Raw genomic sequence first — 25,245 nt, forward strand, 5'->3', positions numbered from 1 at the left:
AAAAAACTCATTCAAATCAAACAATTCAAACAGTCAGACAGACACGATCTCAATCCTCTCTATGTCATGTTTAAGGAGTGTAAAGGACAATTTCATCTTTGAGATAACTCTATTTTAGCCGCGAACCTCTTCTAACTCTTATCTCCCTCAATTGAGAGATTTCAAGATCGCTTCATCTTATTAGTGTAATCGAGTGATTCGGTCGCTCTCTTCATGATTTCGCTCACAATCAATATAGCCTGGTCAGTAAAGTCGATTGCTCGTCAAAGCCTATTCAACATTTATTCTTTGACGATTCGCTCTGATCACCATCCCTACATTTTTTGATCAATCTAATTCAAGAGCAGGAAGCCTCAATCTTTTTAGCTCAATCTGACTAACCGCACCTACTCAACCTCATTTCTTATAAAACAATGGTTTCACAGCAATCGTGGCAGATGATCGACATCTTTCAGCCCCTGTTCCGCCTATTTCATGACTTGAAGCAGACTGCCTACATATCTACCCTCTGGGTCTGCGATCAGGGACTTTCTCAACCTTTCAGCCTTGAATTGCAAGAGACAAAAACGCTGCTGATTTTGCAGATCCAATTTCAGCATTCTAGAGATGTCCTTGATCTGCAAATTACGCCCGAAACGGTCTTGGTCACAGGCGATCGACTTGATCCCCTCGACTCACAAAATTACTCAGTGCCAGACTTTCCCCTGTCTCATTTTCAGAGTCTCATCCCATTACCTCGCTCGATTCAACCTCAAACTGCGATCGCCCAACTCACCGGGACAATGCTGACATTAACCCTGATGAAGTCACATGAATCTCAGCGAACCGCTAAAATCTCGGTCGGCGATCGAGGGCAACCCCTGCCCTATGTCATGGCAACCAGTGCAGCACTAGTCCCCACCCTCGCTGAACTGAATTAAATAGAGTAGAAGCTTATGTCACAGTGTCCTTGTTGCTCCGATGTCCTTCTGCGCCACGTTAATGGTGCCTCTCTCTATTGGTTCTGTCGAAGTTGCTGGCAAGAAATGCCCGTCTTTGAATCAAAAGCAGAACCCTCAGAGAGCGCTTTTAGACTCCTCAAATCACAAAATACCTTTAACTCCAGACACTATCCAAAACACAGTCACTTGAGAACACATCTATGAAATTTGCAATTAATTCGCAGTCTGCTCACACGCAGATGCCTCTAGAGAGAGACGTAACTGCCTCATATTCAACTCGTTCTATTTTTGCCCACGCTGCGATCGCTTTCAATCGCTGGCTCACCACGACAGGTGCAGAAGCCTACATCAACGGTCTAGAGATTCCTGATGCCGCTCTAGAATTATTGCTGAATGCCTCTGCTCGAACAAATTACCGATACTTTCCTGAGCTACTAGCACCCTATGAATGGCTATCGCAAGAAAGCGATCGTCTCGCTGAAGACCCGCAGCACCTGATGCAGATTCAGTACAATTTGCCCAAACCGTTATTTCAACTCATGCTGGGAGAAACAGCACTGATGTACCCTAAATACACAATGGCATTGTGGAATAAAGGAGCCATCACTCTAGAGCAAGCTCAAATCCATATGCTGGAGGATGTGATTGAAAAACTTGGCATCGAAGATGGTGACGAGGTATTGGATCTAGGCTGTGGTTGGGGTGCCGCCGCAAATTACATTCTGGCCCGATTTCCCCATGTTAGAGTGACGGCTGTAAATTTGAGCCATGAGCAATGTCGATATATTCGTCAGAAAATGCAGGTTGATAAAAGCGATTTGAGTTCTGAGCGCTTCAGCGTCTACGAAGCAGATTTTAATGAAGTCCAGTTTGAGACAAAATTCGACAAAATTATTGCGATCGGGCTATTTGAGCATATCGGCAACTTGACGAGATCTTGCCAGAAACTGGCAGCTTATCTCAACCCTCGCGGGAAGGTATTCATTCATATCATTAGCACCCAACTGCCCTGCAACATTACTCATCCGTTCATCAATCAATACATCTTTCCAAATATGCGGGTGTGGAATTGTGATGTGCTGCCACAGACCCATCAAGACCTCAGAACCATTCACCAGTGGTATATCAATGGCAACAACTATGCGAGGACGCTCAAGGTCTGGCTCAAAAACTTTGATGATCATCAAACTCAACTTCAAAGCCTAGATTACGGCATGAGCTACAGTAAGTTCCGACGAATGTGGAGGTTGTACTTGCTATTGTGTATCCAACATTTTGAAAGTGGTGCAGGTGAAGTGCTGGGCAATGCTCAATATTTATTAGTTCACGCTTAAATTTTGCGATCTCTTCGAGTTACCCGCAAGGGGTCGCACTTTGAGCCGCTCTAAACCAGGTTTAACTCGCAACAGGTACTTTAATGAATTCATATTTACTACATCTTCCAGACTTGTCTTGGTGGGTAGAAGTCTACACTTCTGCTCCTCCACAAACTTATCATCTCGGCCCTTTTGAAAGTCGAGAAGCGGCGAAAGTCTCTAGAGGCGTTCATGTTGAAGCGTTGTATCTTACCGAAGCGAGAGACATTGTTGCTTTGATCAAGCAGCGCTAACCCCCATCCTTTTAATTAGAGAATCGTCATGGTGAACTCAAAGAAACGCGACATCACACCCATCAATAGCTGTCCGATCTCTTCGAGTTACCCGCTAGGGGTCGCGTTCTTGCAGCAAGGCTCGATCGGAGCAGAGGTCAGCAACTTACAGGATAGTTTGCAGCAGCGGGGATTTGACCCAGGAGCCATCGATGGCAGCTTTGGTGTCCGCACTCATACCGCAGTGTACAGATTCCAGTCTTCCCAAGAACTATCGCTCACGGGCAGCGTTGATTTAGAAACTTGGCTTGCTTTAGGAAATAGCAGCTAATTCGATAATCTCTCCATTTAGGAATATCTACTTCAGACCAGAACAATCCCCTCATGACACTTCTCATGGATCTATTTCAAACTGCTCCCCTCGATCGTACAGCCCAACTCACGCTAATCGTCAATGCCCAGCCGCTCGGTTTGATTGAGTCACACCCCAATAATCAATGGGTCTTGAGTTTTTCGACAGAACCCGCGCTTGCCTTTCATGCTCCCGAAAAACTGCTCACATTTCTCGATCAGGTCTATGACACAGGTGGGTGGCAGATCGGCATTGACTTTACCACTGCTCAAGAAACTGAGTTCGGTCTTCAGCACGATCGCGGCGCGGAGAGCTAAAGCGATCACATTTCCGATTTTTGTCAGAATCATGTATGTCTGCGCTTGGCGATGCTCACGTAACTTAACGATCGCTTGACACTTCTAGCGATAAGATTAGATTAACCAAAAAGACGTGACAAATAAATAATATTTATCTTTTGTGTAAGAGAAGCTTTACAACAGGAGCCTAAATGATTATCAGTGGTGACTATAATCTCGGTGTTGATGTTGGCACTCGCAACCACAAAGGCACGTTTGTCCGACATACGGCTTACAAGCTAGTGAGAATTGAGCCATCTGGATGGGCTTTCATTTGTCAAGACAACTCCACTTGCCACTATGTTGATCCAGATTCTTTACGGGAAATGCGTCATCCTGCCAGTCAGCAAAGCTAGCAGCAATCAAGGAGCTTGAGCGGAACCAAAGCCTTGTATCCAAACGCTAATCCTAATCTTTCCTAGAGAAAAGTCAGATTGCTGTGGAGATTTCATAGCAATCTGTTTATTAAAGCATTGTTTTGCTACGGGTGAACTATGTTTAATCAACCAGTAGACAGTCTGCGTGAGCTGCTCGTGAGCTATCACGCAGGCATACGCGAGTTTAAAGGAGCTTCTCTGGAGGGCGCGAATTTACAGGGAGTTTGCTTGCAAAGCGCAAATTTAAGCAAAGCCAGCTTAGTCAGGGCAAACCTCAAAAACGCGGATCTTCAACAAGCGAATTTGACTGAAGCTAACTTGAGTTATGCAAATCTGCAAGGCACTCATCTGGAGGGTGCTAATCTGCGCGGAGCCGATTTAAAGGGCACAAGCTTGAAGCAAGCCATTTTTAGCGGAACAGTTCTGCCGGATGGACGCATCTGCTGGTCTGGACTGACCCGCTGTTAGAGAAGTTCTCTTAGCAGATTCTCACAAATTGTATCGTATTTAACCAAATCAACCCCGAAATCAACCTTCGCTCCGTCATGTTGATAAGTGTCTCTTCAGATTAAGGAGTCTTGAATTATGCCTATCTCATTGCTCAATCAGTTCGATCGCCTTTCCTCGGATCGCCTTTCTCTCGATCGCTTTCCCATTGAACTTTTAAAACCGACTGCTACAGATACTTTTGGAGCAACGGAACCCGACAATAGTGAAATTCGGAAGATTGCCAACGATGTGCTTCAAGCCGTGCAATATTCCTTTGCTTCGGTTGCTGCCAATCCGGATCAAGCCGTCCGTGCCGACACGCTAGAAGAAACCTTTCAGCAGACATTCAAACGGATGGATGCAACTAAGCTAGAGCGAGTGCAGACAAAAGCGGCGCAGTTCGTGAATGCTACGCCAGAATTGCGAACAACGCTATTCGGACGGTATGGACAGCTTGAGAGTAAAGAGTTTGTCGGCATTGGCTTTGACCGCGCCCATGAAGGGCTTACTCCGCTCGCCATTGATCAAAAGCTACTTGGCATCAGAACGTCTCAACTTTCGATTCCTCAAGGCGTTGGGCGAATCGTACCCGAAGGGCTTCTGATTCCGACAGCAAACCTACCTCAAGGGTTTGAAGATTTTGAAGATGCAATGGATATGTCCGCCCACCACGCAGCAGAATCTCAAGTCCATAATGCAGAAAAGCTGCAAGAAATTTGGGGATCAGTCTACTCGTCAGACCCGTTTGCAGGGGCAGGCGGAGATGAGTTTGAGGAGCAAGCTGTTACCGATCGACTAGGATTCTACATCACCCGCATCAAGTGTGTGGATGAGACTAATCCTGAGTTTTGGGGCAGTGACGAAATTGCGATCGCGGGGGTGTCGGTCGATGAAGACGGGGATAGCAAAAAAATTGCTGAAAACTATGTAGGAGGCGGTTTTGATGACGGGGATGAAAGAAACTATTCTCCGAATTGGAACTATCACTGGTTTAGTATGCAGGAAGGCAAATATTGGCCCAAAGCTTACAAAGTTGCGCTGATACTCGCTGAGAAAGACAACGGTGGACTCTCGACTGCCCTCAACACCATCTGGGAAAAAGTTAGCGAAAAAGTGAAAGAAGCGATCGCTAAGGCAGTCTCAGGCGCTCTCGCTCAATATGTTGGTGCTGCCATTTCTAAAGCGATTGGTGAAGCGGTTGCCTGGATCATTGACAAGCTTGTTGGCTGGATCATCAGTGCGTTTCAAGATGACATTTTCCCAGTCTTTACCGCAAGCTGCACTGTACCTAGCTTTAATGCCCGTTGGAACTATCCTAACGGCACTTGGGGAAGTCCAACCTCTAATGTGCGGACTGCTCACTTTTATGGACATGGTGGGCACTACATTGCCGACTACTACTGGAAGCTGTATGCCTAGTCAACCAGCTTGAGCCTGATTAGAAATAGAAAGGGGGAGCAATCTTGCAAACTTTCTTTCTATTTCTGATTTCTCAATCTAAATTCTGGCTAAGTTTAAGCAACAAAGAACTGCCCTTTTATGAGCATTACCCGACTCGCTGTGCCTCAGCTATTGCCAGAGGGCGTTAGTGACCTTCGCAAACTGCTGCGTGACTTTACTGCCGCGACTGAGGGTTCTCAATTGCTTCATTGGGATGTGGCTCTAGACCAAGAGGATGGCTCTGGTGTTCGAGTTGCTCTACTCGACTCTGGCATTTGTTTACGTCATCCTTTGCTGCAAGGTGCCCAGATCTACGCACTTGACTTTATAGGTAGCGGCAGCGTGTCCGATCGCGGCGGACATGGAACCAAAAGTGCTGCATTACTCGTAGGGCAAACCCACTTGCAAGGGCTGGCACCTGCCTGCACCTTACTGTTTGGCAAAGTTCTGGGCGGCGATTCAGGAACTAGCGCCTTTGCGATCGCTCAAGGCATTCGGTGGGCGCTCAGTCAGGGCGCACAAGTGATTGCGCTTCCTTTGGGTCGGCGGCAGAGTTCACGGCTTATCCAGCAAGCCGTACATCAAGCTCTAGCAAAAGGCTGCAAGATCTTTGCGGCGGCTGGTAATTATGGTGCGGATATCTGCTTATTTCCAGCCTGTTTGCCCGGTGTCGTTGCTGTCTCAGCGACCGATTTGGCGGGTGTCCCTCTGGCTTGGTGCTGCCAAACTCAAGTGGATTGCTATGCACCTGGGCAGAATGTTTTTCCTAGCCATCTAGCAGGCGGTACCAGCATTAATGGTTCATCAGCCGCAACAGTTCTAGCAGCAGGAGTCGCAGCGCTACAGATAGCTAAAACGCTCGTCAACCTTGAAACTGAACTTTAACTATGAACAGCACTCCGCCATTCCAACGCATATCACTACAAGAAATTTTATGCTTTGCCTTCAGCCTGAGTCCAGCAGAAGCCCAAGCAGTGATTGAAAAACGAACCGTTGTTTCAGCCAAAACGATCTGCGATCGCACCCATTTTGACCGTGGCACAGTCGATCGTGTGTTGCAAAACCCCTCTACCGTCCGGCAACTCCGCTTAAACCCTAACCGCATCATCTCGACTCAAATTGCTCGGATTCCTCACCTCAAATCCGAACGAGCGAAAATTGTGGCACAAGGGCAACCCTATTACGCGATCGCAGAACTGGAAGCAGCGACTAGACTATCACGCGCACTATTAGACCAGCTATTTGTGATTGCTCCGTTAAGCTATCAGGACAAGCAAGCACACAAAGAAATTACGTTAATACCCGTTCTGGGACGCTACCTAATTCCGGCGAAAACTGATTTAGAGGCAACTGATCCCCTAGAATCAACAGGCTATGTTGAAGTGTTGCCATCTGCCTCAGAGTTTGACTTTCGGATTGTGCAGCCCAGTGAATTTGAAGCCGACCCCGCTCCTCATGAGCTTAAAGCTGCGTTTGCTGGCAATGTTCATCCCGTCCTGCGAGACGCTGAAGGCTTTGAGCGATATCTCGTGCCCGGATCACTCGATTTGTGGTTTCGATCCGACATTGCTGAAGCTCAGTGTCGATCGATTATTCAAACCTTGGGATTTCAAGTCACCAATGCGACTCCTAAAGTGGGATATTACCGGGTCAGGTTGGGTATCTTGCCAGACGATCGAGATGTCGTTCGGGCAGTACTAGCAGCGATTGATCGTGCCCAACAGCGAGACGACATTCTCTTTGCCGAAATCGATCAGGTTGGGTTTGAGGATTTTGGTCTGGATCAATCAGTGATCGCGAACGATGAAGAATTTGAAGACTTCGATCGCTTTTGGAACTACAACGCGATTCATCTTTCGGATGCACACCTCATTACAAAAGGATCACCCAACGTCACGATTATCATTATCGATAGTGGCGCTCGTACTGATCATGAAGCACTACAAACTGCATTTCGTTCCGATTGGCAAACTCTAGATCTCAACTTTGATATAGGCGTTTTAGACAGTGAGCGATCGCCCAATGAATCAGTGATTGCACACGGCACAAAAGTTGCGGGGGTGATTGGTCAGCAAAATGCAGCAGCGTCTGCCGTCGCGCCTAATTGCCGCATTCTCCCGATTAAAATTCCGGGTCAGTTTGCGTCTCCGGCTTACGGGTTACGAGCCGCTGCGATTCGTCAGGCACTTACCTATCTTCAGCCTGGAGAGCGGGCAGTCATCAATCTAAGCTGGCGAACGAATGGTGAACACATTGGGATTCGTGAAGCATTAATCGAGGCACAAAACCGTGGGGTTGCCATCGTTGCTTCGGCGGGTAACTATGCCCTAGGCGCTGCCCAACGACCGGATGAACTTCACTATCCATCGGCTCATACCTACCGATATCCGCAGTTAACCAACCTCTGCACAGTGGCAGCCGTTGGAGTCGGCGATCGCAAAGCCAGCTATTCTTACTATGGACAGCAAAGCATTACCGTCGCCGCACCAGGTGGCGAAAAAGGCAGTGCTGGAGCCGGAATTTACACAACCTCAACGCCAGAAAAATACGCCTACACCTGCGGCACATCGTTTGCCGCTCCTCATGTTGCAGGTCTGATTGCGCTGTTATTTTCGGTTAAACCTGACTTAAGTGCCGCCGAAGCGATCGCACTGCTCAAAGACACCGCAGATCCGATCGATACCCTCAACCCACCGTATGCAGGAATGTTAGGTGCAGGTCGGATCAATGCGCGATCGGCGCTAGAGCGGATCACTCCTTTGCAAAATCAAACTCATACGATCGCAGCAACCGCCGGATCACACGGTCAAATGACTCCAATCGGTTCCGTTGTCGTTCAGCATGGCTTTGATCAAACTTTTGCGATCGTGCCTGACCCCGACTATCAAATCATAGAATTGTTAGTAGACGGTAATTCAGTCACCATTGCTCCATCTTATGTCTTCAAAAACATCACAATGACCCACACGATCGCTGTTCAGTTTTCGCTTCAGCAGACCGAACCTAGCCACTATGACACCGCAGGACGACTCAATATTAATCTAGCTACGCTGGCAGAACTGACGACCTTACCCTCGATCGGGAGTTGGTTAGCCGATCGTATTGTGAAATATCGCACGACTCACGGATCTTTTAGCAGTATTTGGGGACTTTCTTTAGCAGGGGTGAGCGCTTGGAGTATTGGACAGATTAAAACCAAGATTACGGCTTGAAGCTCTATGCTTGTGCCCACGAGATACGCAGCCAGTGCAAAGGTAAATGCTAGAAACAAGACACAGAGGGGATTCTAAAGTTCGCGTTCTGCGCTAGGAAAAGGCATTAAGCCGTACTGCATAGAGGCAGTTCCCGATGTCAGAAAACAACGTTAGCTTTACTGTAGCAGGTTTGTTCCTAGCAAGGCAATTTCCGCCACACACAGGGCTTCAATCTCTTCTTGTCTATCCAGTTGCAACGATTGAATAAATGCTGCGCTGCGATCGTGGCAGGAGCTTTGCTGAGTGTCATACAAGGCGATCCTCTATCTTACTTGCAGCAGGGGTGCAATTCTGCTGAACATTTAAGGGTGAATTCAAAATAGATAATTGATTTGCTCCAAGTTGCTGGAGTTGTACTGCCCCTCTAGAACATTGCGTCCATTTGCAAGGGACAAAGTGAAGCGCTGCTCGAAGGTGTATAAATGAAATACGCCCTAGCCTATTTCTGCTCCAACAGTTCCTCTCCTAACGAAAGCGCTCGGTGTGGCTTATTCATCTTCAGCAGTCCCGTGCCACTACCATCAATTGAGACTTCAATAACTAGCCTTGCCTAATCCAAAGGGTTTCTACTTGATAAAACGCTCCCCGCTGCTCCAGAATGTATTCACCCAGTAACAGCGCCAACCAAGTTTGCACGGAGATCGTTCCTAGTTCCTCCTCTTTCTCCTGACTCCTCTCCTGAATCGCCCTCGCCAGTTCCAGAAACCGCATCGACTGCTCTGGCTGGGAAGCAAAACACTGCTGAATCGCCTCATCCCACGCCTGAACATTCTCACTGTGTGCCAAGGAGATTGCTTGCTCAAAGGTCTGCGGCAAATCAAACTCAACTTCTGCCTCCAACGCTTCCAGAAGTGCAGCTTGATCCAGTTCCACCACCACAGAGCGCCCATCATCAGGAAACTCAGCCTGAGTCACTTCCTGAACCATTCTCGGCGGCACAGACGGGGCTTCGATAAATCGCTCAAAGTTCACCTGCATTGACTGCCGCACAAAGCGATCGAACGCCCCAATCGGCATCACCGGGCCTTCTACATTACCAAGTTGCTCTAGTTCTGAAATAGTCAACCAGGCGCGGTCTTGAACGATTTGAGCCAGACGGGAGATTGCCTCTCCTGCCAGTTTCAGTTGAGCGCGCACACTCAGCACTTCGAGCGCACTGTCCAACGATGTCCAAATCTGCGCCAAATCTGCCTCCTCTGGCACCGCTTCCGCAACGTCGAGAACCTCCCAGAGATCCAGTTGCACGATCGACGCATCACCCTGCCGCTTACGAGTCATCCAACTGCCTCATCAAAGTTTCAACAAACAAGATTGAGGGGACAGTTCCTCCAGCGCAGCAAATTTGCGAACACCATAAAGCTCCGTCAACTTCTGCAACAATCGCTCCACATAGACTTCGACCTGCCGGGGAGTCAGTGTTGCACAAGCAATGGGTGCGATGTCCGCTTCCTTCTGCCTGCCGCGCCAGACTTCTCCCGCGATCGCCACCAAAGGTGCATCCACGGCACGACGATACACTTGCAGCACAGCAGAATAGCCCACATCCGGCAACTGAGTCTCAAACTGAAGCTGCTTGATGCCAGGATGTTCTCGAATCTGGGCGATCGTCCCTTCCTCCAACGGCTGATCCGTTAACTGAACGGTGATGCGTCCTTGTTGTGCCCAGCGTTTCTGATTGCGTTGTTGATTGCGTCTGTCGCGATGTCGGGCATACGATCGCCGATTAGGACAAACTCGTGAATCCCAACAGCGATCTCCTGCCTCGCCGTGTAGCTGCTTTGCCTCGATCGCGGGCAACTTAGCGCACAGACGACACTTTTCCGGCAACGCTTTCGGCATTATGGACTCCGCAGCGGGGCTAACAATTCATCCACCCATTGTTGGTTCTCAACTGAGAGTTTTGGTGGCGGTAACGGCTGACGATAATCGATTCGCAAGTCATAACTGGCTCGGTTATAGACTCCGCTAAACACGTCCTGCAAATTCACCCCTAACTCGTCGTCGCCTAATTTGAGGGGAAGTAGAAAACTTGGAATGGGTTCTTGCAAGGTGAAACCATACAAATCTGCAACAGGGCGACGGGATTCCCGACTGACTAGAACTCGATAATCCAGCTTTCTGTCTACCTCACTCATCAGCATCGGGGGGTGACCGCGTAGTAAGTCAATTTCGACCAGATTCGATAAGCTTCTCAGCACCTTTTGTCGCTTCTTCTCGTACAGTGTTCGTCCTGTTCCGCTTCGTTTGTTCTTGGGAGACAATAGTTCAATTACAGTAATCACGACATCCGTCCCTACTTCCCGGACTTCCAGGTATCGCTCTCTAATTTCTTCAGGCATCGGTAAGCGCACTTGCAGGGGACGAGTTTGAACTGCGCCGGGAGCGAGTTTGAGGGGACTGGTCAAGGGTGTCGTTTGAGTGGGAGAAAGGACTAGAGCATCTGGAATTCCAACGAGTAATTCTTCATCGGTTTCATCGACATACGTGCGCGTTTCGACATCCACATAGTAGTTAGGGCGCAGATTGGGCGTAATCGCATCTGCCATCGCCACCATGAAGCAGGTATGAAAGGATGGCCAGAACACAGGCTGTTCCAGATAGGGATTCATTCCAGGAAACGGCGAGGGCATAAACGGCTCCCAAACATTGAAGTTGCCTTGATTTTACCGTACTTTCCATTTTGTCGATTCTGCATGTCGTATGCTATTTATATTCCAGCTAATGAATCTTATCTGTAATCAAAACAGGAGGGAAATTTGAAACGCCCAACTGAACAACAGCGATCGCAAGGCGCGATACAATCAGATCTTGCCCTTCGCAGTTACGGTCTAAATTCTCACGAGATGGGGAAACGTCAGCTTTATGCCGTCTCCACCGAAAGTAGAGGCACTTCCACCGAAGCCAGATTCCGTTCAATCTTGTCCAACTTAGAAGCCAGATGAGGCTCAGAGCCATGACACAAGCTATCAAACCGCCATTCACCCTTGAGGAATATCTCGACTATGACGACGGCAGCGACCAACGGTATGAATTGGTGGATGGGGAGTTAATTGAATTGCCTAATGAAGATCCGCACAATTTATTAATTGCAAGATTTCTGCTTGTCTACTTTATCCAGATGGGGCTTGCGATCGAGCGGGTTGGAGACAAACAGCAAATTACCGTGGTGTCTTCCGAGGCAACCGTACGAGATCCTGATCTAATGGTTCACTCTGAAGCGTCGGCTGCGGCAATCTTAACCCAGAAACAGGCCTTGCTCGATCTGAATATGCCGAACCCTCTGCTCGTGATCGAAGTTGTCTCACCAGGCAATCCTGGGAGCAAAAACTACGACCGTGATTATGTTCATAAGCCGAAGGAGTATGCAGCACGAGGCATTCCTGAGTTTTGGCAGGTTGATCCAGGTCGAGGGGTCGTAGTTGTGTTGTCCCTTCAAAATGGCGCTTATCGATCCAGCGAGTTTCGAGGCGGCGATGGGGTCATTTCTCCGACATTCCCAGACTTTCAACTGACCGCAGAGCAAATCCTGAAGGGAGGACGCTGATGATATTTCCGAGGTATATCGGTGAAGTTGAATGGCGTAGCCTGACGTTCTGGATACTCAAGGACGAGCCTGTCCATACAGCTTTTATCTGTCGTTCAGAAAGGAGAGAGATTTGAACCCTAGAACTAGCGCTATCCCAGATATCCAGATTATTCCGATCGATCGGGCACTTCCTAAACCAGAACCAGCAAGCCCTACAGATTTAAGGGAAGCGCGGGTGGAGGAGTTTTTGCAGGCACGATCGCTCGCGCCCAGAACTCAGAAAGCTTACCGTCAAGACCTTCAGCAGTTCCTCGATTGGACGGAGCGGAGCTGGGCTGACGTGACACCGCGTCAGGTTGCTCAGTTCAAAACACATCTGCTGCGGGTGGATCTGGAAACCGATCGACGGGTGTTATCGGATGCGACAGTGCGGCGGGTGTTGGGCACGCTGAAAAACTTCCTCGGCTGGATGACTCGCGTTCGTTATCTGACTTTTGATCCCACAATCCAGGTCGATCTGCCCAAGCTGGTGGAACCGGAAGCCCAAAACCTCACGGATGCGGAGGTGGGACTGATTCTTCAGGCGACCCGGCAGCTATCCCTGCCTGAACGCAATCTGGCACTGATGGCCGCCCTGATGCATGGACTGCGGGCGAATGAGGTCTCGAACCTGAATCGAGCGGATTTTGATGGGCGACGACTTTGGGTGCGGGTGGCGAAAGCGGATAGCAAGGGGGCAGTGCCGTTGACATCGGAAGCGATTGAGCAGGTGGAGGCGTATTTGTGCTGGCGACAGGCGCAGGGAGAGCGGGTGCTGCCGACGAGTCCTCTGTTTGTCTCGCATTCTCGACGCAATGCGGGAGAGCGGCTCAGTTATGACGGCATTCGCAAGGTGATGGATGCGATTTCTGCGAAGGCGGGGATTGAATTTCATGCTCATCGCTGTCGCCATACGTTTGCGACGAATCTGGTGCTGAAGGGGATGAATCCCTATCATGTGATGACGCTGACTCGCCATCGCTCTGTTCAGAGTTTTCGGCGCTACACCAAGGCGGCAGACCAGGCGGCGGCGGAAGCGGCCTTCTATGAAACTACCGGAACTTCGCAGATAAAAGAATCTCCTGGGTCGGAGCCTTCACCCTCTATCTGACTTCAGGCTATCCATCCGATGAGATTGATACTTGTGAGCAGAGCGATCGACCGTTGCCATCACCCAACTGGCTAAAAAGCTGATTCAAGAAGGGATACAGCCGTTTGAAAACTTTGTACCTTATCCCGATCGTCATTTGGTTGGTCATAGCGATGAGAAGGCGAAGACGATACCGGAGGAGCTGCAAGCTGAGTTGAGGGAGAGGTTTGACCTGCGAACGACATCCAAGGAAGAACTGTACGAAATTAATGAGGCGATCAGGCAGGAGTTGATTGTGATAGATCTGGGAGAGAAAGGATAAATGGTTGGAGTGACGATCGTTGAACACTTTTGCAATGAGTAAGCAATATCAAACATCCCGCTTCAACTGTTGGCAGTCTCTAGATGTTTAGGGAAAATGAGATCTACACCCTCCTACAAATTGGAAAATCAGCGATCGTTCTAGGGCGATATGCATTAACTAGCGATACTCTGAAGCTTTTGAAGGAAAATTTAGGGATTGGGCGAGATCGGGTTGAAGACGTGAAGGGAAGTCCTAGGGGTAAGGGAGAGACCGTGGCGAATCAAGAACTGTTAAATTCACTGAAGGATCTTAGTTTACTAGAAGGGGGAGTGGAGGCTTGGAATCAGTGTTGGAATCAGTGGCGGCAAGAAAATCTCAGTGTAAAATTTGACTTCAGCAATGTAGACCTTAGCGGTACTGATCTGAGTGGTACAGACCTTAGCAATACAAATCTTAGCGGCGCAAATCTCAGTAACGCAGACCTCAGCGATGTAGACCTTAGCGGTACTGATCTGAGTGGTGCAGACCTTAGCAATACAAATCTTAGCGGCGCAAATCTTAGTAACGCAGACCTTAGCGATGTAGACCTTAGCGGTACTGATCTGAGTGGTGCGAACCTTAATGGAATAGATCTTAGCGGAGACAAACTCAGCAGGATAACTCTCAATATTGACGATCTTCTAGGGGTCAGCCTCAAGGGTGTTAATCTCAGCGGGCTAAACCTCAGATGGATATACTTTGATGGCATAAACCCTGGAGAGATAGACCTCAGTGGCATAGATTTCAGAGGCGTTAATCTTAGCAGAATAGACCTTAACGATGTAGACAATCTAAGAGATATAGACCTCACATCGCTTGACCTTAGTGACGCTAATCTGCGTAATGCAAATCTAAGTGGCATCAACCTAAATGGTCTAAACTTCAGCAACGCTGATCTGAGTGCCGTAGATTTTACTAAAACTCAAGCGCTTGCAACTAATTTTACGGGTGCAATCTTGACTGGAGCCTGTCTAGAAGACTGGAACACCAACAGTAAAACCAATCTAGATGGCGTTATTTGTGATTATGTCTATCTGAAACAGAAGCAGCAAGAACGTCGTCCCAGTAGCGGTACTTTCAAGCCTGGAGAGTTCACCGCTCTATTTCAAAAAGCACTTGAAACCGTTGACCTCATCTTTGCCGATGGCATAGACTGGCAAGCTTTCTTTCAATCTTTTCAAGAATTGCGATCGCAATACAACGATCTCTCCATCCAGGCGATCGAAAAGAAAAGCGGTGGTGCCTTTGTCATTCGGTTAGAGGTGCCACCCGAAGCGAATAAGGCAGCAATTGAAAACAGTGTTTATGAAAAGCAAATTCGACAGCTAGAAGGACGAATTTCAGAGTATCGAGAGGAGGTAGTTTTCTTACGTCAAAATGTGCTGCAAAGTAATACCAATATGGAGAGGATTGCTAAAATAATGGCTGATAATCAACCTAAAAACAACACAACAATTTATGGGGATGTTGGATTTGTCAATAGTGGGGATGGAACTGTTAGCAACTTCTCCCAAAACATCGGTAACAATATCAACGATATTACTAAATTGATTAGTGTTCTTCGTCATACAGCACAAACCTTTCCACAGGCGCAACGTGAAGAGGCTCTCGTGCATTTGGATGATTTGCAGGAAGATCTCAGCCAGCCTGAGAAGCAGAAGCCTCAGAGAATCAAGACTCGCCTTGTTGCTTTATTTGCGATCGCAACCACCGTTTCAGGTCTTGTTGCCGGGGCCGCAGACTTCAGCAACAACGTTCTGGAACTCTCTGAGAAACTGGACATTGAATTGATCCAACCTCACTCGAAATAGTAATCACCATCCTTAAAGTAACCCAGCCAAGACGTATCCGTGTAAGTGTTCCCGCAGCAATTAGACCAAGGACTCACAACAAGACTTGAAGCGTTGCATGAATCGTTTGTAGTCGTTCTTTCTGGGATTGCTCCAGGTTTAATCCGCTGACCTCTTTTACAAGGCGCTCGATTTGAGCTAACTTCTTATCGACAGTACTTTCGAGCGACCCTACTTCAGGCGGCTTTTCATACTGGCTAATCGCTTTTCGCAATTGACTAAACGAGGTTTCATAAACGGGTAGGTAAGCTTCTGACGATAAAGGCAACTGGCCCGCCAATAAACCAGAAAACGCGATCGGTCTTGGAAGACGACAAACCTGCTCTAACTTACTCACTCCTAACTCTAAAACTCCAGCAATGCCATCGACATAAGAAGCCAAAAAGCTTTCTACAACATCATGTTGCAGGCGTTCTCCCATTTGCTTTACTTGGATTTGAATCTCTTCAGAAATCTCGCTGCCGTTTCTCAACTCCTCCACAAGCTCAAGAAACTCGTCTAATCCTTTAGTGACCCGTCGGTATGACCAAACCTGCCGAGCCGTGATTGAGTCCCCATTCGATCGCTTGATCTCACCCCCATTAATAAAGTCAGTTAAATTGCGATAGCCCAACTTTTCATAAAGCTGATGCTGATCGATGAAGTTTAGCCGAGTGCCGATCGCGTAAGCATAAATCGTACTTTGCGCTTGAGCAGTTTGAATGGCTCGGTCAATTTGTCCTTGATAAGAAGCAATCTGACCCAAAAGCTCATCCAGGGATTGTGCTGCTTGGGGACGGCAAACTTCTAAGGCTCTTAACCAATTCCCTCGATCTTCTAAATTGATGCGATCGAGATTAAGAATTGGCTCCAGACGGACAACAGGTTTAGCTTCAGTCGGAATCGGAGATCCCAAAGGACTGCGCTGCATTCGGGCGCGAGCAGATTTAGCGGGCATGACTCACCTCCAGTCCTGCACATCGTTGCTGTTCCAAATAGTCTGCAAGCTTTTGAAATGGCTCAATGTGCTTATTTTCGACTCCAGGATATTCATAGATTGGTACGCCTGCTTCCGACAATTCAGCATAGAGCGTCAGGTCATTTACAGGCGGAGCAACCCAGATAGGAGCCTGTTGGAAGGGCAAATGAGGGGTTGCGTCCCAATTGCACAGATCTTGATAACTTCGCTTTGAAAACGAGGTGCGTCTTAGTTGAAAAGGCACAAACGTTGAGACAACCACATCAGGATTGAGCCGATCGGCAATTTCAGAGATTTTTTGCAGCAGTCTGGGCAAGTTCTTCACCGCCAACCATTCCATCTGCACTGGAACAACAACCTGATCACAAGCAACTAATGCATTTCGAGTGAGCAACCCATCGCCTTTGGGTGTGTCTAGCAGAATGAAGTCATACTCAGATGAGATCGCGTCAAGCGCATCTCGCAATCGCTGATCCGAACCAATCCCTTTCTCGACTTCTTTTTCGTAGTGATCTAATTGAGACCCAGGGGTAATGAGATCTGCCCAGCCCTCGATCGACACCACCGCTTTCTTCATTAGCGATCGCTGTTCTCGGCGAGAGGAGTTGAGAACCTCACCAATATTAGGATTTGACGCATCACATTCACATCGGAATGCGGCTGATAAGTCGGCTTGTGAATCCAGGTCTATGCACAAAACTCGTTTTCCCATTCGGGTCAAGACTGCCGCGAGACAGAACGTAGAAGTCGTTTTGCCAACGCCACCTTTGACCGCAGCTACAGCAATTTTCACGATTCAGTACCTCGTAACATAAGGAGATCGATGACACAATTTCCCAGCTATTTTACTGCACAACCTTACAGTTGAATCGTTTTCTTACTGAAGATGTCTTCAGTTACTTTAATTGTTCGTGTTTCTGCTTGTAAAACTCTGGAACGTCGAGTCAATTCCAGCCTCAGATTGGAGAGAGCAACGAGTGGTGTTTTAGAAATTTGCTGACTGAAGACATCTTCAGTAGACGAGAAGCGAGGTTAAGCGATCGCATTTCACGACTCAATCAAGATTTAAACCGACATATGTTTCAAATCAAATACCCTTGCTGCTCGATAACTTATCGATCCGATCAATTGAAAAGAAGCTGTCAGATCACGTAAAAGGAATTCTTGGCGGTTGCTCAGATAATATTGTGAACCTGTTCAAGCGTCTGTGTCTTCTTCAGAAACAACTGCTGCCGCGATCGTGTCCAGTTCCATTTCTAACTGCTCGATACTGGGCAAACTCTGCTGAAACGGTTCTGGTAAAGAGCCTTTGAGTTGATAGGTTGAAATGCCGATCGGCTTATTCACATCACGAAGCGCATATTCAGCAGCCGTCTTCTTTCTACCCTTGCAAAGGATGATCCCGATCGTTGGCTTGTCATCAGCATGTCGCAACAAATCGTCTACGGCTGAAATATAGAAGTTCATTAAATATCTAGCTTAAATAACAACAACAACAACGTTTACAACGAAACGTATCGACTGTGTTTCAACATCGACGTTAACAACTATACTGCGGCGAATTAACTTCGTTAACAGCATAATCATCGTCACTATGAAAGTTCAGCGCATTCGACTCCCTGAGAGCAGTCAAATGAGTTGGCTGTTGCTTGGAGATGACTGGATGCCCGTGGAGCCTGTCAGTCGTTACATCCGCTATCTAGAAAATCTACAACGCTCACCCAATACCATTCGTAGCTACCTGGGACACCTCAAACTGTACTGGGAATTCCTCAGTGATAGCCATCGGGATTGGCAATCTGTTCAGTTGGATGACCTGGCAGAGTTTATTCACTGGCTGCGTTATCCCCTGCCCAAAATCATGCCGTTGCAGCCACAAACCGCTGTTAGAACTGAAAGTACTGTCAACCAAGCCTTAAGCGTGGTTTATCAGTTTTATGAGTTTTATCGCCGCTTGGGAGTCGCTGTTGCCCTCGGTACAGATCGCAAAGCACTTGGCTCTGGTGCCTATAAACCATTCTTGTTTGGCATTGCTGCACAACCACGGATGCGAGCCAAACTGATTAAGCTTAAGGAGCCAAGACACTTGCCCTGCTGCCTCACGGCTCAACAAGTACGTCAGCTTACAGAGGCTTGCCAACGATTGCGAGATCAATTTTTAATTTGCCTGCTTTATGAAACGGGGATGCGGATTGGCGAGGCATTGGGGTTGCGGCACTCAGACTTAATTAGCGAAGGAAGAAACGAGATTCATGTCATTCCCAGAACTGACAATGGCAATGGCGCTCGAGGGAAAAGCAAGCAAGAACGAATCATTCATGTTTCGCAAGACTTGCTGCGGCTGTATTCCTGCTACCTGATTGAAGAATACCCTGAAACGGATTGCGACTATGTCTTCGTCAATATTTGGGAAGGTAAAGTTGGCCATCCCCTATCGATGAGTACGGTCAATAGCTTGTTTCAGCGACTGTCTCAGAAAACAGCTTTCAAAGTTCATCCTCACCTGCTGCGTCATACCCACGCGACTGAGTTAATTCGCGCAGGTTGGAATCTGGCATATGTGCAGAAACGGCTGGGTCATGCCAGCATTCAGACCACCCTCGATACCTATGTGCATTTGCTCGATGAAGACCTCAGAGCAGCCTTTACAACGTTTCACCAAGAGGCTCACCCTCATGATATCCCACCCCCTCCAACGTCCTAACCCTCCTGCACTGGCATCAGTAACAGCCCTTGAGGAGAATCCAGTGACATGTCCTCGCTGCGGGAGTCAGTACTCCAAGAAGGCAGGCAAGAGCCGTAACGGACAACAGCAATATCTTTGCTGCAATTCTGCCTGCGGGCGATACTTTCAACAGGTGTATAAAGCCCGTGTGCCAGAAGACCCTGATTTATCTTGCCCTCATTGTGGCAGTCGCCATTACATCAAAGGAGGCAAAGACGATGCAGGTAAGCAGGTATACGTTTGCAAAGATGCTGCCTGTGGACGTTGGTTTCGTAAGGAATATGCTCGCTTAGCCCGAGAGTTATCCGAAGACATTTGGGCAGTTGAAGCATTGGGAATCAAAATCCTGCCGCACGAGCGAGTGGTCACAATTTCATTTGAGTCCATTCCTCAGCCCTGGTTCAAAGCCGTGCTCAAGCAGTACATCCGATATTTAGCGACCACTCGCACCTGGGGCACCCTTCGGAGTACACTTTATGACTTGTCGAGCTTTGCTAGATTTCTGAGCCGTCGCTTTCCCTATCTCACTGGGTTTGAGCAGCTAGAGCGAGAAATTATCCTGGCGTACATCGCTGATCTGCAACAGCGTCAATTCGCCTCATCAACGAGAATCCACAGGTTGTGTACGCTGGGTGGCTTTTTCAGAACGGGGGTGATCAATCGCTGGTTTGCCGTGCCAGATTATCTCATTCGTCCTGAAGACTATCCGAGAAAAGATAGACCACTGCCGCGTTACATTCCCGAAGCAGTTTTAGTGCAGTTGAATCAGCACCTGGATAAGTTGCCAGAACCCGTCATGCGAGGGGTTGTGGTGCTGCAATGTTTGGGATTGCGAATTGGGGAGTTGCTCAACCTCAAGCTCGATTGTTTGCAGCAAAACAGCAAGGGAGAATGGAGTTTGCGGTTAATGACCGAAAAGACCCGGCAGGAAGATCTGCTGCCCCTGGTAGACCTGACAGTGGTGGAAATCATTCAAGCGCAGCAGGAGTACATCCGGAGCCATTTTGACCAGCAGTTTGAGTATTTGTTCTGTGCTAGGGCAAGAGGAACCAGTGGAACTAAATTTATTCCTACGCCCCAGGTGATGTTAATCAACTCGTTTACGCATTACCTCAAAACTCTGGCACAGGACTATCAAATCCGAGACCATTCGGGTCAAATTTGGAACTTCCAAACACATCAGTTTCGGCACACGATAGCAACGCAGTGGATCAACTTGGGCATTCCGCAGCATATTGTGCAGCGACTGTTACGGCACAAATCGCCCGAAATGACGGCTGTGTATGCTCATATCCATGACGACACGCTGCGAAAATCGTTTGATTTTGCCCTGGAAAAGATTGTTAATGTGGCAGGGGAAGTAGTGCAGTCCACGAATCCACACCTGGATAACGATGAGCATCTAGGGTGGCTCCGCAAGAATATGAATGCTCAAGCTTTGCCGAATGGCTACTGCGCTCGACCGATAGTTAAAGGGGCTTGTCCACATGCCAATGCTTGTTTGACCTGTAGCGATTTCCGCACCACTCAAGAATTCCTTAATGTGCATCGTGCTGAACTGGAGCGCACTGAAGCAATCATGCAGAAGGCAATGGATAACGGCTGGCAGCGACAAGTAGAAACGAATCAACAAGTTGCTATAAACCTGCGTCAGATTATCACCCGTTTGGAGACAAATTCATGAGGAATCCCAAACAAGTCGAAGCCCTACGAACGGCGACTGAACAGAAAAAGCATCAGTGCCGTCAGAAAACGGTCGATGCTTTATCTAAATTGATTCAACAAGGTAAACCCATTAGCATGGCTGCGGTCGCTCGTGAAGCTGGGGTGAGTACGGTCTATCTCTATCAACATCCAGACTTACGACAACAGATCCAAACGCTTCAAGCGCAACAGCAACAGGAGCCGAAGCGAACGCAACCTCAAGCAGCGTCCGTACAATCTCAAGGAGCCATCATTTCCACATTACGACAAGAAATTCACCGCCTGCGACAGGAGAACCAAGAACTCAAAACTCAAGTGGAACTGGTTTATGGGCGTTTAGCTTTGTTCAGCCAGCTTCAGGAGGACAATCAACGGTTGCAGACGTTGTTATCTCACTGTCAGCAACAACAGCACCTTCAGTTAGCACCCCTAGATTCGGCTCAACGGGTGCCAGTCACCACTTCGCCCACTTCTAGCCAATTGCAACCAAGGCAAACGACCGCCGCAATATCTGAGGCAATTCAAACTGAGTTAGCTGCCATTGGCATTTGTCGCCCAACCCCATCCCTGCTCCGTAAGATCAATGCGGTGCCCGAACAGCAAACGTTGAATGCGCTTGCAGTAGTACGGGAAGCATTGGCATCTGGCGATGTCAGAAATCCTGCTCGCTATTTCATTAGTGCCCTGGAACACGCCTGGATTCCAAACTTGATCGAGCTACCGGAGTCAACTGAAGCCTCTTTGGAACAATTTCAGCAGTGGTTTAAGTTGGCGCAAGCTCAAGGATTGGTGCTTGGCAGTATGAAGCAGGGGGATGAGATTGTTGTCTTTGACAAAGAGGGTATCCCTCAACCCTTTTCAGTCTGGTTAGCTCAATATCCAGTGGAGAAGTTGGAATCAGACAGGCAATAAGATTCTGTGCCCCGGCGCTGATGCTTATTGCCTCTCTAGGGCAACGATGTTTACGCCATTAACACGGTGAATCTCCTTCTGTGCTTGGTTTTTAGGCAACTTGCTGCATATAATTCATTTTACCCGAGAACTCTGGTTCAAACTCGACCATCTTTAGGTCAATGACCACGTAGCAGTGCAGTTTAACGTGGTAGTTAGCCTAAGTAGGGTGATCACTCACCCTACTCGGCTCCAGAACCGTACATGACCCTTTCGACTCATACGGCTCCTCAGTGATGTGGTGTTTGTCACACATACCTCTACCGTGAACGGCATCGTGGCAATGCCCATGTAAGAGCGCCAAATTTGAGGCGCGATTATTCTGATGATTTCCATCGAGATGATGAATTTCCAGAATGTCCTCTAGCCTGAAATAGCGCTCACAGTGATGGCATCGTCCTTGCTGCTGTTTCAGCAACTTTGCGACTTTGCGGGGCAGCATCGGATGCCGCCCCAGTCGAGTACTCCAATAAATCTGATCTCCATCAAACGGACTGCGACAGCCTTGCACTTTGATGTGACGCTGAATCGGATGATCCGTATGTCGAATCAAAAAGGAACCTTCTGGAGTCATGAATCGCCAGTTATCCAGTCCATTGCGGCGGAAATACTTGCGGATGACCCAGACGTTACTCTTGTGGGGGTGTCGCCGTTTTGCCCATCGCCAAAGCTTCAGAAACAATAGATGACCCAGTGCCTCAAAGGTCTTCCGCGAAACTGCCGTTTGATAGTACTGTGCCCACCCGCGAATCAGGGGGGACAAGTCCCAAATCACGATGTCTTGCGGAGCATGTCTGAGGTTTCTGAGTCGAATCTTTAACTCATGCAAATGCCTGAGAACAGCTTCTTTGCTCGGTTTGATGAGCGTAACGTGCCCAAGGTGCTTACCGGAACGAGGAGATCTCATGCAGTGGTGTTTTCCGACTCGGTATTGCCGAATGTGGAAGCCCAGAAAATTAAATCCGGGCGGTTGCCCCGCATGAGATTCCAAGGTGTGTCCGATGCGCGTTTTGCTGGGCTTGAGTTTCAGTCCAATTTGACTCAGCCATGTTTCAATCAATTCCTGGCATCGTTGCACGACGCTCAAATCCTGATGAAAAACCACAAAGTCATCGCAGTATCGAATGATCTGGAGATTTTTATAGAAGACGAGCTTCTGCCCCCGAACTTCAGGATACGCGAGTGCTTTGATGTCGGTTTCTAATCCGTGTAACGCCACATTTGCCAACAAGGGCGACAACACACCGCCTTGTGGGGTTCCACTTGTGGTGGGCTGAAATTGATATCCATCAAGGACACCCGCTTTGAGCCACGCCCGAATGGTGCGGCGCAACTGGGGAAAGGTTTTGAGTTTGTTCAACAATGCCGTGTGATTAATTTCGTCAAAGCAATGCGCGATATCGGCATCTAAGACATACTTGGCTTGATACCGGATCGCATAGTAGATTGCTTCAACTGCATCATGGCAAGATCGCCCTGGTCGAAAGCCATAGCTATTTGGCTCGAATTTGGCTTCCCATTCTGGCTCTAATGCCAGTTTCACCAAGGCTTGCTGTGCCCGCTCGGTCATCGTTGGAATGCCCAACGGACGCTGTTCTGCTTTTCCCGGCTTGTCTATCCAGACTCGACGAGTCGGCAGTGGCTTCTGAGTCAGCTTCAGATTGCTGACCAAGTTCAGCCGTTGCTGGGGCTTAAGGGCAGTTTGCCCATCCACGCCAGCCGTTTTCTTGCCTCGGTTATCTTGGGTCACCTTCCGAACCGCCAAGCATTTGGCAGACCAGGATTTGAGGAGAAGTCGTTGGAGTCGGTGGACGAGTTTGACATCGCCACGACTTGAGGCTTGGTAAATCCGTTTTTGCAGCTTAAACACTTTCCGCTCTAGCTTGCGCCAGGGGATCGTGTTCCATTTATACCTCAGCAGTGCTTGGCTCATAACGTTTGAACTGCGACTCACAGCTTTACCGTCCACATCACCGAACCTCCGTCAGCCTATCCTCCAGCTTTCCTAGAGGCGTTTGCTTCTGAGGTTATCCCTTCCCCACTTGGGTGTATAGCTGACTACCCGCTTGAATGACGCTCCAAGAACCCAGGTGGGGTTACTCCGTTCCGTTCTTCCGTTTGTCGCTGGACTTAGGTTCCTGCTTTCCACCGGGCTACTGTCGGAGTATCGCTAGCGCCCTATTCAACACGCTAGCCCGCTTGTTCACCATTCCCTTTTGGGACGCAGCTTATCAGCCTCTTTAGCTGCCTCAGACCATTACGGTGGGTCTATCACAGGTTTCTCGCGTAACCATATCCAGCTCTGCTCGATGGGGTTCCAGATGAGGCTTCCAGTTACCACCTTTTATCCCATGCGCTACACCAGCTTGAGAGTCACTCGCACCAGTGTGGGATAGGCTGTCACTCTGATACCGAGAGGGATGGAATTGCACCATCACGAAAGAACAGTTAAATGATTTAAGCGATCTTAGGAGACGCTCGAATCATTTGACCTCCACCCAATCCGAAAGAATTGGTTTTGAGGTCAACGGGTCGCACGAAGAGCAGATCGAGTTTATATTCCTTGCCGCCTACTTCGAGCGAATACTGGCTACCCAGAAAAGAGAAACCAACGCCCAGTTCCAGCAAAAAATCACGAATGTGCTCCACCAACGCCCGTTCAAAATCCCGTTCTTGAGCAGCCTCTGCGAGTTCCAGAAATGCAAAATTGTAGGGACTTTTTAAGATCTGGCGGGCTAGATCAGATTGGCTTTGAGGTAACGTATGGTCAAAATTATTAACGGCATTTCCAACTCGTTGATGCAAACCGCTTTCAATCTGGTGAACCAGGGCACTACGGCTCCAGCCATGTACGATCGTTTGCTGGGCATACCACAGTCGTTCTTCATTGGCTTTCAGCTTATCCAACAGAGCAATATTGTGATACCAGGTAATTTGTGCAAGCACCTCCTGCACAATTGACTCATCGGGATACGTCTCTGCAAACGATCGCATGTATTTGAGATTACGAGACGAAAACCCCTTCATTTCTGGGAACTCTCGCTGCAAATCCTTCGCCAGTCGGTCAATAACTTTTGCACCCCATCCTTGCTGCTGTTGTCGAGTCAAAACCTCTCGCCCAATCTGCCAGTAAAGAACCACCAACTCGCGGTTTACCGCTAAAGCTGCCCGAACTTGAGCCGTGCGAATTCGTTCTTTCAATTTGCGAAGCAGGTGGTCGTAACCGCTGAGTGAAAGGTCGCTCATCTGAATAGTATTGAGGTTCAAAGTCAGTATAAGC

28 protein-coding genes are annotated in these 25,245 nt (G+C 48.4%); 17 read left to right on the forward strand and 11 right to left on the reverse strand.

Annotated features, from left to right (window positions below; genetic code table 11):
- Positions 1–413 precede the first annotated feature (413 nt).
- From ACJ2PR_RS12895 to ACJ2PR_RS12940, 10 genes are all read left to right on the forward strand, one after another.
- Positions 414–920 carry a hypothetical protein gene (locus ACJ2PR_RS12895; RefSeq protein ID WP_446877286.1) on the forward strand — a complete coding sequence of 169 codons (507 nt, stop codon included), beginning with the start codon at positions 414–416 and terminating at the stop codon, positions 918–920.
- A 221-nt stretch (positions 921–1,141) separates the two neighbouring features.
- Positions 1,142–2,275 carry a class I SAM-dependent methyltransferase gene (locus ACJ2PR_RS12900; RefSeq protein ID WP_446877287.1) on the forward strand — a complete coding sequence of 378 codons (1,134 nt, stop codon included), beginning with the start codon at positions 1,142–1,144 and terminating at the stop codon, positions 2,273–2,275.
- Positions 2,276–2,358: 83 nt separating this feature from the next.
- Positions 2,359–2,550 (forward strand): DUF1816 domain-containing protein, encoded by a 192-nt coding sequence (locus ACJ2PR_RS12905; protein ID WP_446877288.1) that lies wholly within the window; start codon positions 2,359–2,361, stop codon positions 2,548–2,550.
- Positions 2,551–2,578: 28 nt separating this feature from the next.
- Complete coding sequence (locus tag ACJ2PR_RS12910) at positions 2,579–2,860, forward strand: peptidoglycan-binding domain-containing protein (RefSeq protein WP_446877289.1); 282 nt, start codon at positions 2,579–2,581, stop codon at positions 2,858–2,860.
- Between the two features lie 65 nt (positions 2,861–2,925).
- Positions 2,926–3,198, forward strand: a complete 273-nt coding sequence (locus tag ACJ2PR_RS12915) for a hypothetical protein (RefSeq protein WP_446877290.1) — start codon at positions 2,926–2,928, stop codon at positions 3,196–3,198.
- A gap of 173 nt (positions 3,199–3,371) precedes the next feature.
- Positions 3,372–3,575 carry a hypothetical protein gene (locus tag ACJ2PR_RS12920; protein ID WP_446871686.1) on the forward strand — a complete coding sequence of 68 codons (204 nt, stop codon included), beginning with the start codon at positions 3,372–3,374 and terminating at the stop codon, positions 3,573–3,575.
- Positions 3,576–3,713: 138 nt separating this feature from the next.
- A complete protein-coding gene (locus ACJ2PR_RS12925; RefSeq protein WP_446877291.1) occupies positions 3,714–4,064 on the forward strand; it encodes a pentapeptide repeat-containing protein in 351 nt (116 codons plus the stop codon).
- Positions 4,065–4,181: 117 nt separating this feature from the next.
- A complete protein-coding gene (locus ACJ2PR_RS12930; protein WP_446877292.1) occupies positions 4,182–5,504 on the forward strand; it encodes a hypothetical protein in 1,323 nt (440 codons plus the stop codon).
- Positions 5,505–5,624: 120 nt separating this feature from the next.
- On the forward strand, positions 5,625–6,410 hold the full coding sequence (locus tag ACJ2PR_RS12935) for a S8 family serine peptidase (RefSeq protein WP_446877293.1): 786 nt from the start codon (positions 5,625–5,627) through the stop codon (positions 6,408–6,410).
- A 2-nt stretch (positions 6,411–6,412) separates the two neighbouring features.
- Positions 6,413–8,737 carry a S8 family serine peptidase gene (locus tag ACJ2PR_RS12940; protein ID WP_446877294.1) on the forward strand — a complete coding sequence of 775 codons (2,325 nt, stop codon included), beginning with the start codon at positions 6,413–6,415 and terminating at the stop codon, positions 8,735–8,737.
- A gap of 158 nt (positions 8,738–8,895) precedes the next feature.
- Here ACJ2PR_RS12940 and ACJ2PR_RS12945 read toward each other — a convergent pair whose 3' ends face one another.
- From ACJ2PR_RS12945 to ACJ2PR_RS12960, 4 genes are all read right to left on the reverse strand, one after another.
- A complete protein-coding gene (locus ACJ2PR_RS12945) occupies positions 8,896–9,033 on the reverse strand; it encodes a hypothetical protein (protein WP_446877295.1) in 138 nt (45 codons plus the stop codon).
- Between the two features lie 286 nt (positions 9,034–9,319).
- Positions 9,320–10,057 carry a hypothetical protein gene (locus ACJ2PR_RS12950; protein WP_446877296.1) on the reverse strand — a complete coding sequence of 246 codons (738 nt, stop codon included), beginning with the start codon at positions 10,055–10,057 and terminating at the stop codon, positions 9,320–9,322.
- Positions 10,058–10,069: 12 nt separating this feature from the next.
- The gene (locus ACJ2PR_RS12955) at positions 10,070–10,618 is read right to left on the reverse strand and encodes a hypothetical protein (protein ID WP_446877297.1); all 549 of its coding nucleotides are present in this window, start codon (positions 10,616–10,618) and stop codon (positions 10,070–10,072) included.
- Positions 10,618–11,409: a DUF4058 family protein gene (locus ACJ2PR_RS12960; protein WP_446877298.1), complete on the reverse strand. Its 792-nt coding sequence runs from the start codon at positions 11,407–11,409 to the stop codon at positions 10,618–10,620. The genes ACJ2PR_RS12955 and ACJ2PR_RS12960 overlap by 1 nt, the downstream gene beginning before the upstream one ends.
- 126 nt (positions 11,410–11,535) lie before the next feature.
- Here ACJ2PR_RS12960 and ACJ2PR_RS12965 point away from each other — a divergent pair, with 126 nt between their 5' ends.
- The 3 genes from ACJ2PR_RS12965 to ACJ2PR_RS12975 all read left to right on the forward strand — a co-directional run bounded on the left by ACJ2PR_RS12965 (position 11,536) and on the right by ACJ2PR_RS12975 (position 13,455).
- Positions 11,536–11,721 carry a hypothetical protein gene (locus ACJ2PR_RS12965; protein ID WP_446877299.1) on the forward strand — a complete coding sequence of 62 codons (186 nt, stop codon included), beginning with the start codon at positions 11,536–11,538 and terminating at the stop codon, positions 11,719–11,721.
- 11 nt (positions 11,722–11,732) lie between these two features.
- Positions 11,733–12,323 carry a Uma2 family endonuclease gene (locus tag ACJ2PR_RS12970; protein WP_446877300.1) on the forward strand — a complete coding sequence of 197 codons (591 nt, stop codon included), beginning with the start codon at positions 11,733–11,735 and terminating at the stop codon, positions 12,321–12,323.
- A gap of 112 nt (positions 12,324–12,435) precedes the next feature.
- Complete coding sequence (locus ACJ2PR_RS12975) at positions 12,436–13,455, forward strand: tyrosine-type recombinase/integrase (protein ID WP_446877301.1); 1,020 nt, start codon at positions 12,436–12,438, stop codon at positions 13,453–13,455.
- Between the two features lie 7 nt (positions 13,456–13,462).
- Here ACJ2PR_RS12975 and ACJ2PR_RS12980 read toward each other — a convergent pair whose 3' ends face one another.
- Positions 13,463–13,603, reverse strand: coding sequence for a hypothetical protein (locus tag ACJ2PR_RS12980; RefSeq protein WP_446877302.1), 141 nt, complete (start codon positions 13,601–13,603; stop codon positions 13,463–13,465).
- A 236-nt stretch (positions 13,604–13,839) separates the two neighbouring features.
- Between ACJ2PR_RS12980 and ACJ2PR_RS12985 the strand changes: the two genes are divergently transcribed.
- Positions 13,840–15,588, forward strand: coding sequence for a pentapeptide repeat-containing protein (locus tag ACJ2PR_RS12985; protein ID WP_446877303.1), 1,749 nt, complete (start codon positions 13,840–13,842; stop codon positions 15,586–15,588).
- Between the two features lie 73 nt (positions 15,589–15,661).
- On the opposite strand, the gene ACJ2PR_RS12990 is transcribed toward ACJ2PR_RS12985, so the two are convergent.
- The 3 genes from ACJ2PR_RS12990 to ACJ2PR_RS13000 all read right to left on the reverse strand — a co-directional run bounded on the left by ACJ2PR_RS12990 (position 15,662) and on the right by ACJ2PR_RS13000 (position 18,052).
- Positions 15,662–16,564, reverse strand: a complete 903-nt coding sequence (locus tag ACJ2PR_RS12990; protein ID WP_446877304.1) for a hypothetical protein — start codon at positions 16,562–16,564, stop codon at positions 15,662–15,664.
- Entirely contained in the window at positions 16,554–17,378 is an 825-nt protein-coding gene (locus tag ACJ2PR_RS12995; protein WP_446871784.1) for a ParA family protein, read from the reverse strand. Before ACJ2PR_RS12995 ends, ACJ2PR_RS12990 begins: the two co-directional genes overlap by 11 nt.
- Before the next feature lie 404 nt (positions 17,379–17,782).
- Positions 17,783–18,052 (reverse strand): PDDEXK nuclease domain-containing protein, encoded by a 270-nt coding sequence (locus ACJ2PR_RS13000; protein ID WP_446877305.1) that lies wholly within the window; start codon positions 18,050–18,052, stop codon positions 17,783–17,785.
- Positions 18,053–18,179: 127 nt separating this feature from the next.
- Between ACJ2PR_RS13000 and ACJ2PR_RS13005 the strand changes: the two genes are divergently transcribed.
- From ACJ2PR_RS13005 to ACJ2PR_RS13015, 3 genes are read left to right on the forward strand one after another with little or no spacing between them, the layout of a single operon-like run.
- Entirely contained in the window at positions 18,180–19,289 is a 1,110-nt protein-coding gene (locus tag ACJ2PR_RS13005; protein WP_446877306.1) for a tyrosine-type recombinase/integrase, read from the forward strand.
- Positions 19,290–19,332: 43 nt separating this feature from the next.
- A complete protein-coding gene (locus ACJ2PR_RS13010) occupies positions 19,333–20,994 on the forward strand; it encodes a tyrosine-type recombinase/integrase (RefSeq protein ID WP_446877307.1) in 1,662 nt (553 codons plus the stop codon).
- Entirely contained in the window at positions 20,991–21,926 is a 936-nt protein-coding gene (locus ACJ2PR_RS13015) for a DUF6262 family protein (RefSeq protein ID WP_446877308.1), read from the forward strand. Before ACJ2PR_RS13010 ends, ACJ2PR_RS13015 begins: the two co-directional genes overlap by 4 nt.
- Positions 21,927–22,017: 91 nt before the next feature.
- On the opposite strand, the gene ACJ2PR_RS13020 is transcribed toward ACJ2PR_RS13015, so the two are convergent.
- From ACJ2PR_RS13020 to ACJ2PR_RS13030, 3 genes are all read right to left on the reverse strand, one after another.
- Positions 22,018–22,107 carry a hypothetical protein gene (locus tag ACJ2PR_RS13020; RefSeq protein ID WP_446877327.1) on the reverse strand — a complete coding sequence of 30 codons (90 nt, stop codon included), beginning with the start codon at positions 22,105–22,107 and terminating at the stop codon, positions 22,018–22,020.
- A gap of 18 nt (positions 22,108–22,125) precedes the next feature.
- The gene (gene ltrA / locus ACJ2PR_RS13025) at positions 22,126–23,898 is read right to left on the reverse strand and encodes a group II intron reverse transcriptase/maturase (RefSeq protein WP_446877309.1); all 1,773 of its coding nucleotides are present in this window, start codon (positions 23,896–23,898) and stop codon (positions 22,126–22,128) included.
- Positions 23,899–24,422: 524 nt separating this feature from the next.
- Positions 24,423–25,211 (reverse strand): PDDEXK nuclease domain-containing protein, encoded by a 789-nt coding sequence (locus ACJ2PR_RS13030; RefSeq protein WP_446877310.1) that lies wholly within the window; start codon positions 25,209–25,211, stop codon positions 24,423–24,425.
- Positions 25,212–25,245: the final 34 nt, after the last annotated feature.

Source organism: Phormidesmis sp. 146-33 (genome assembly GCF_052939515.1).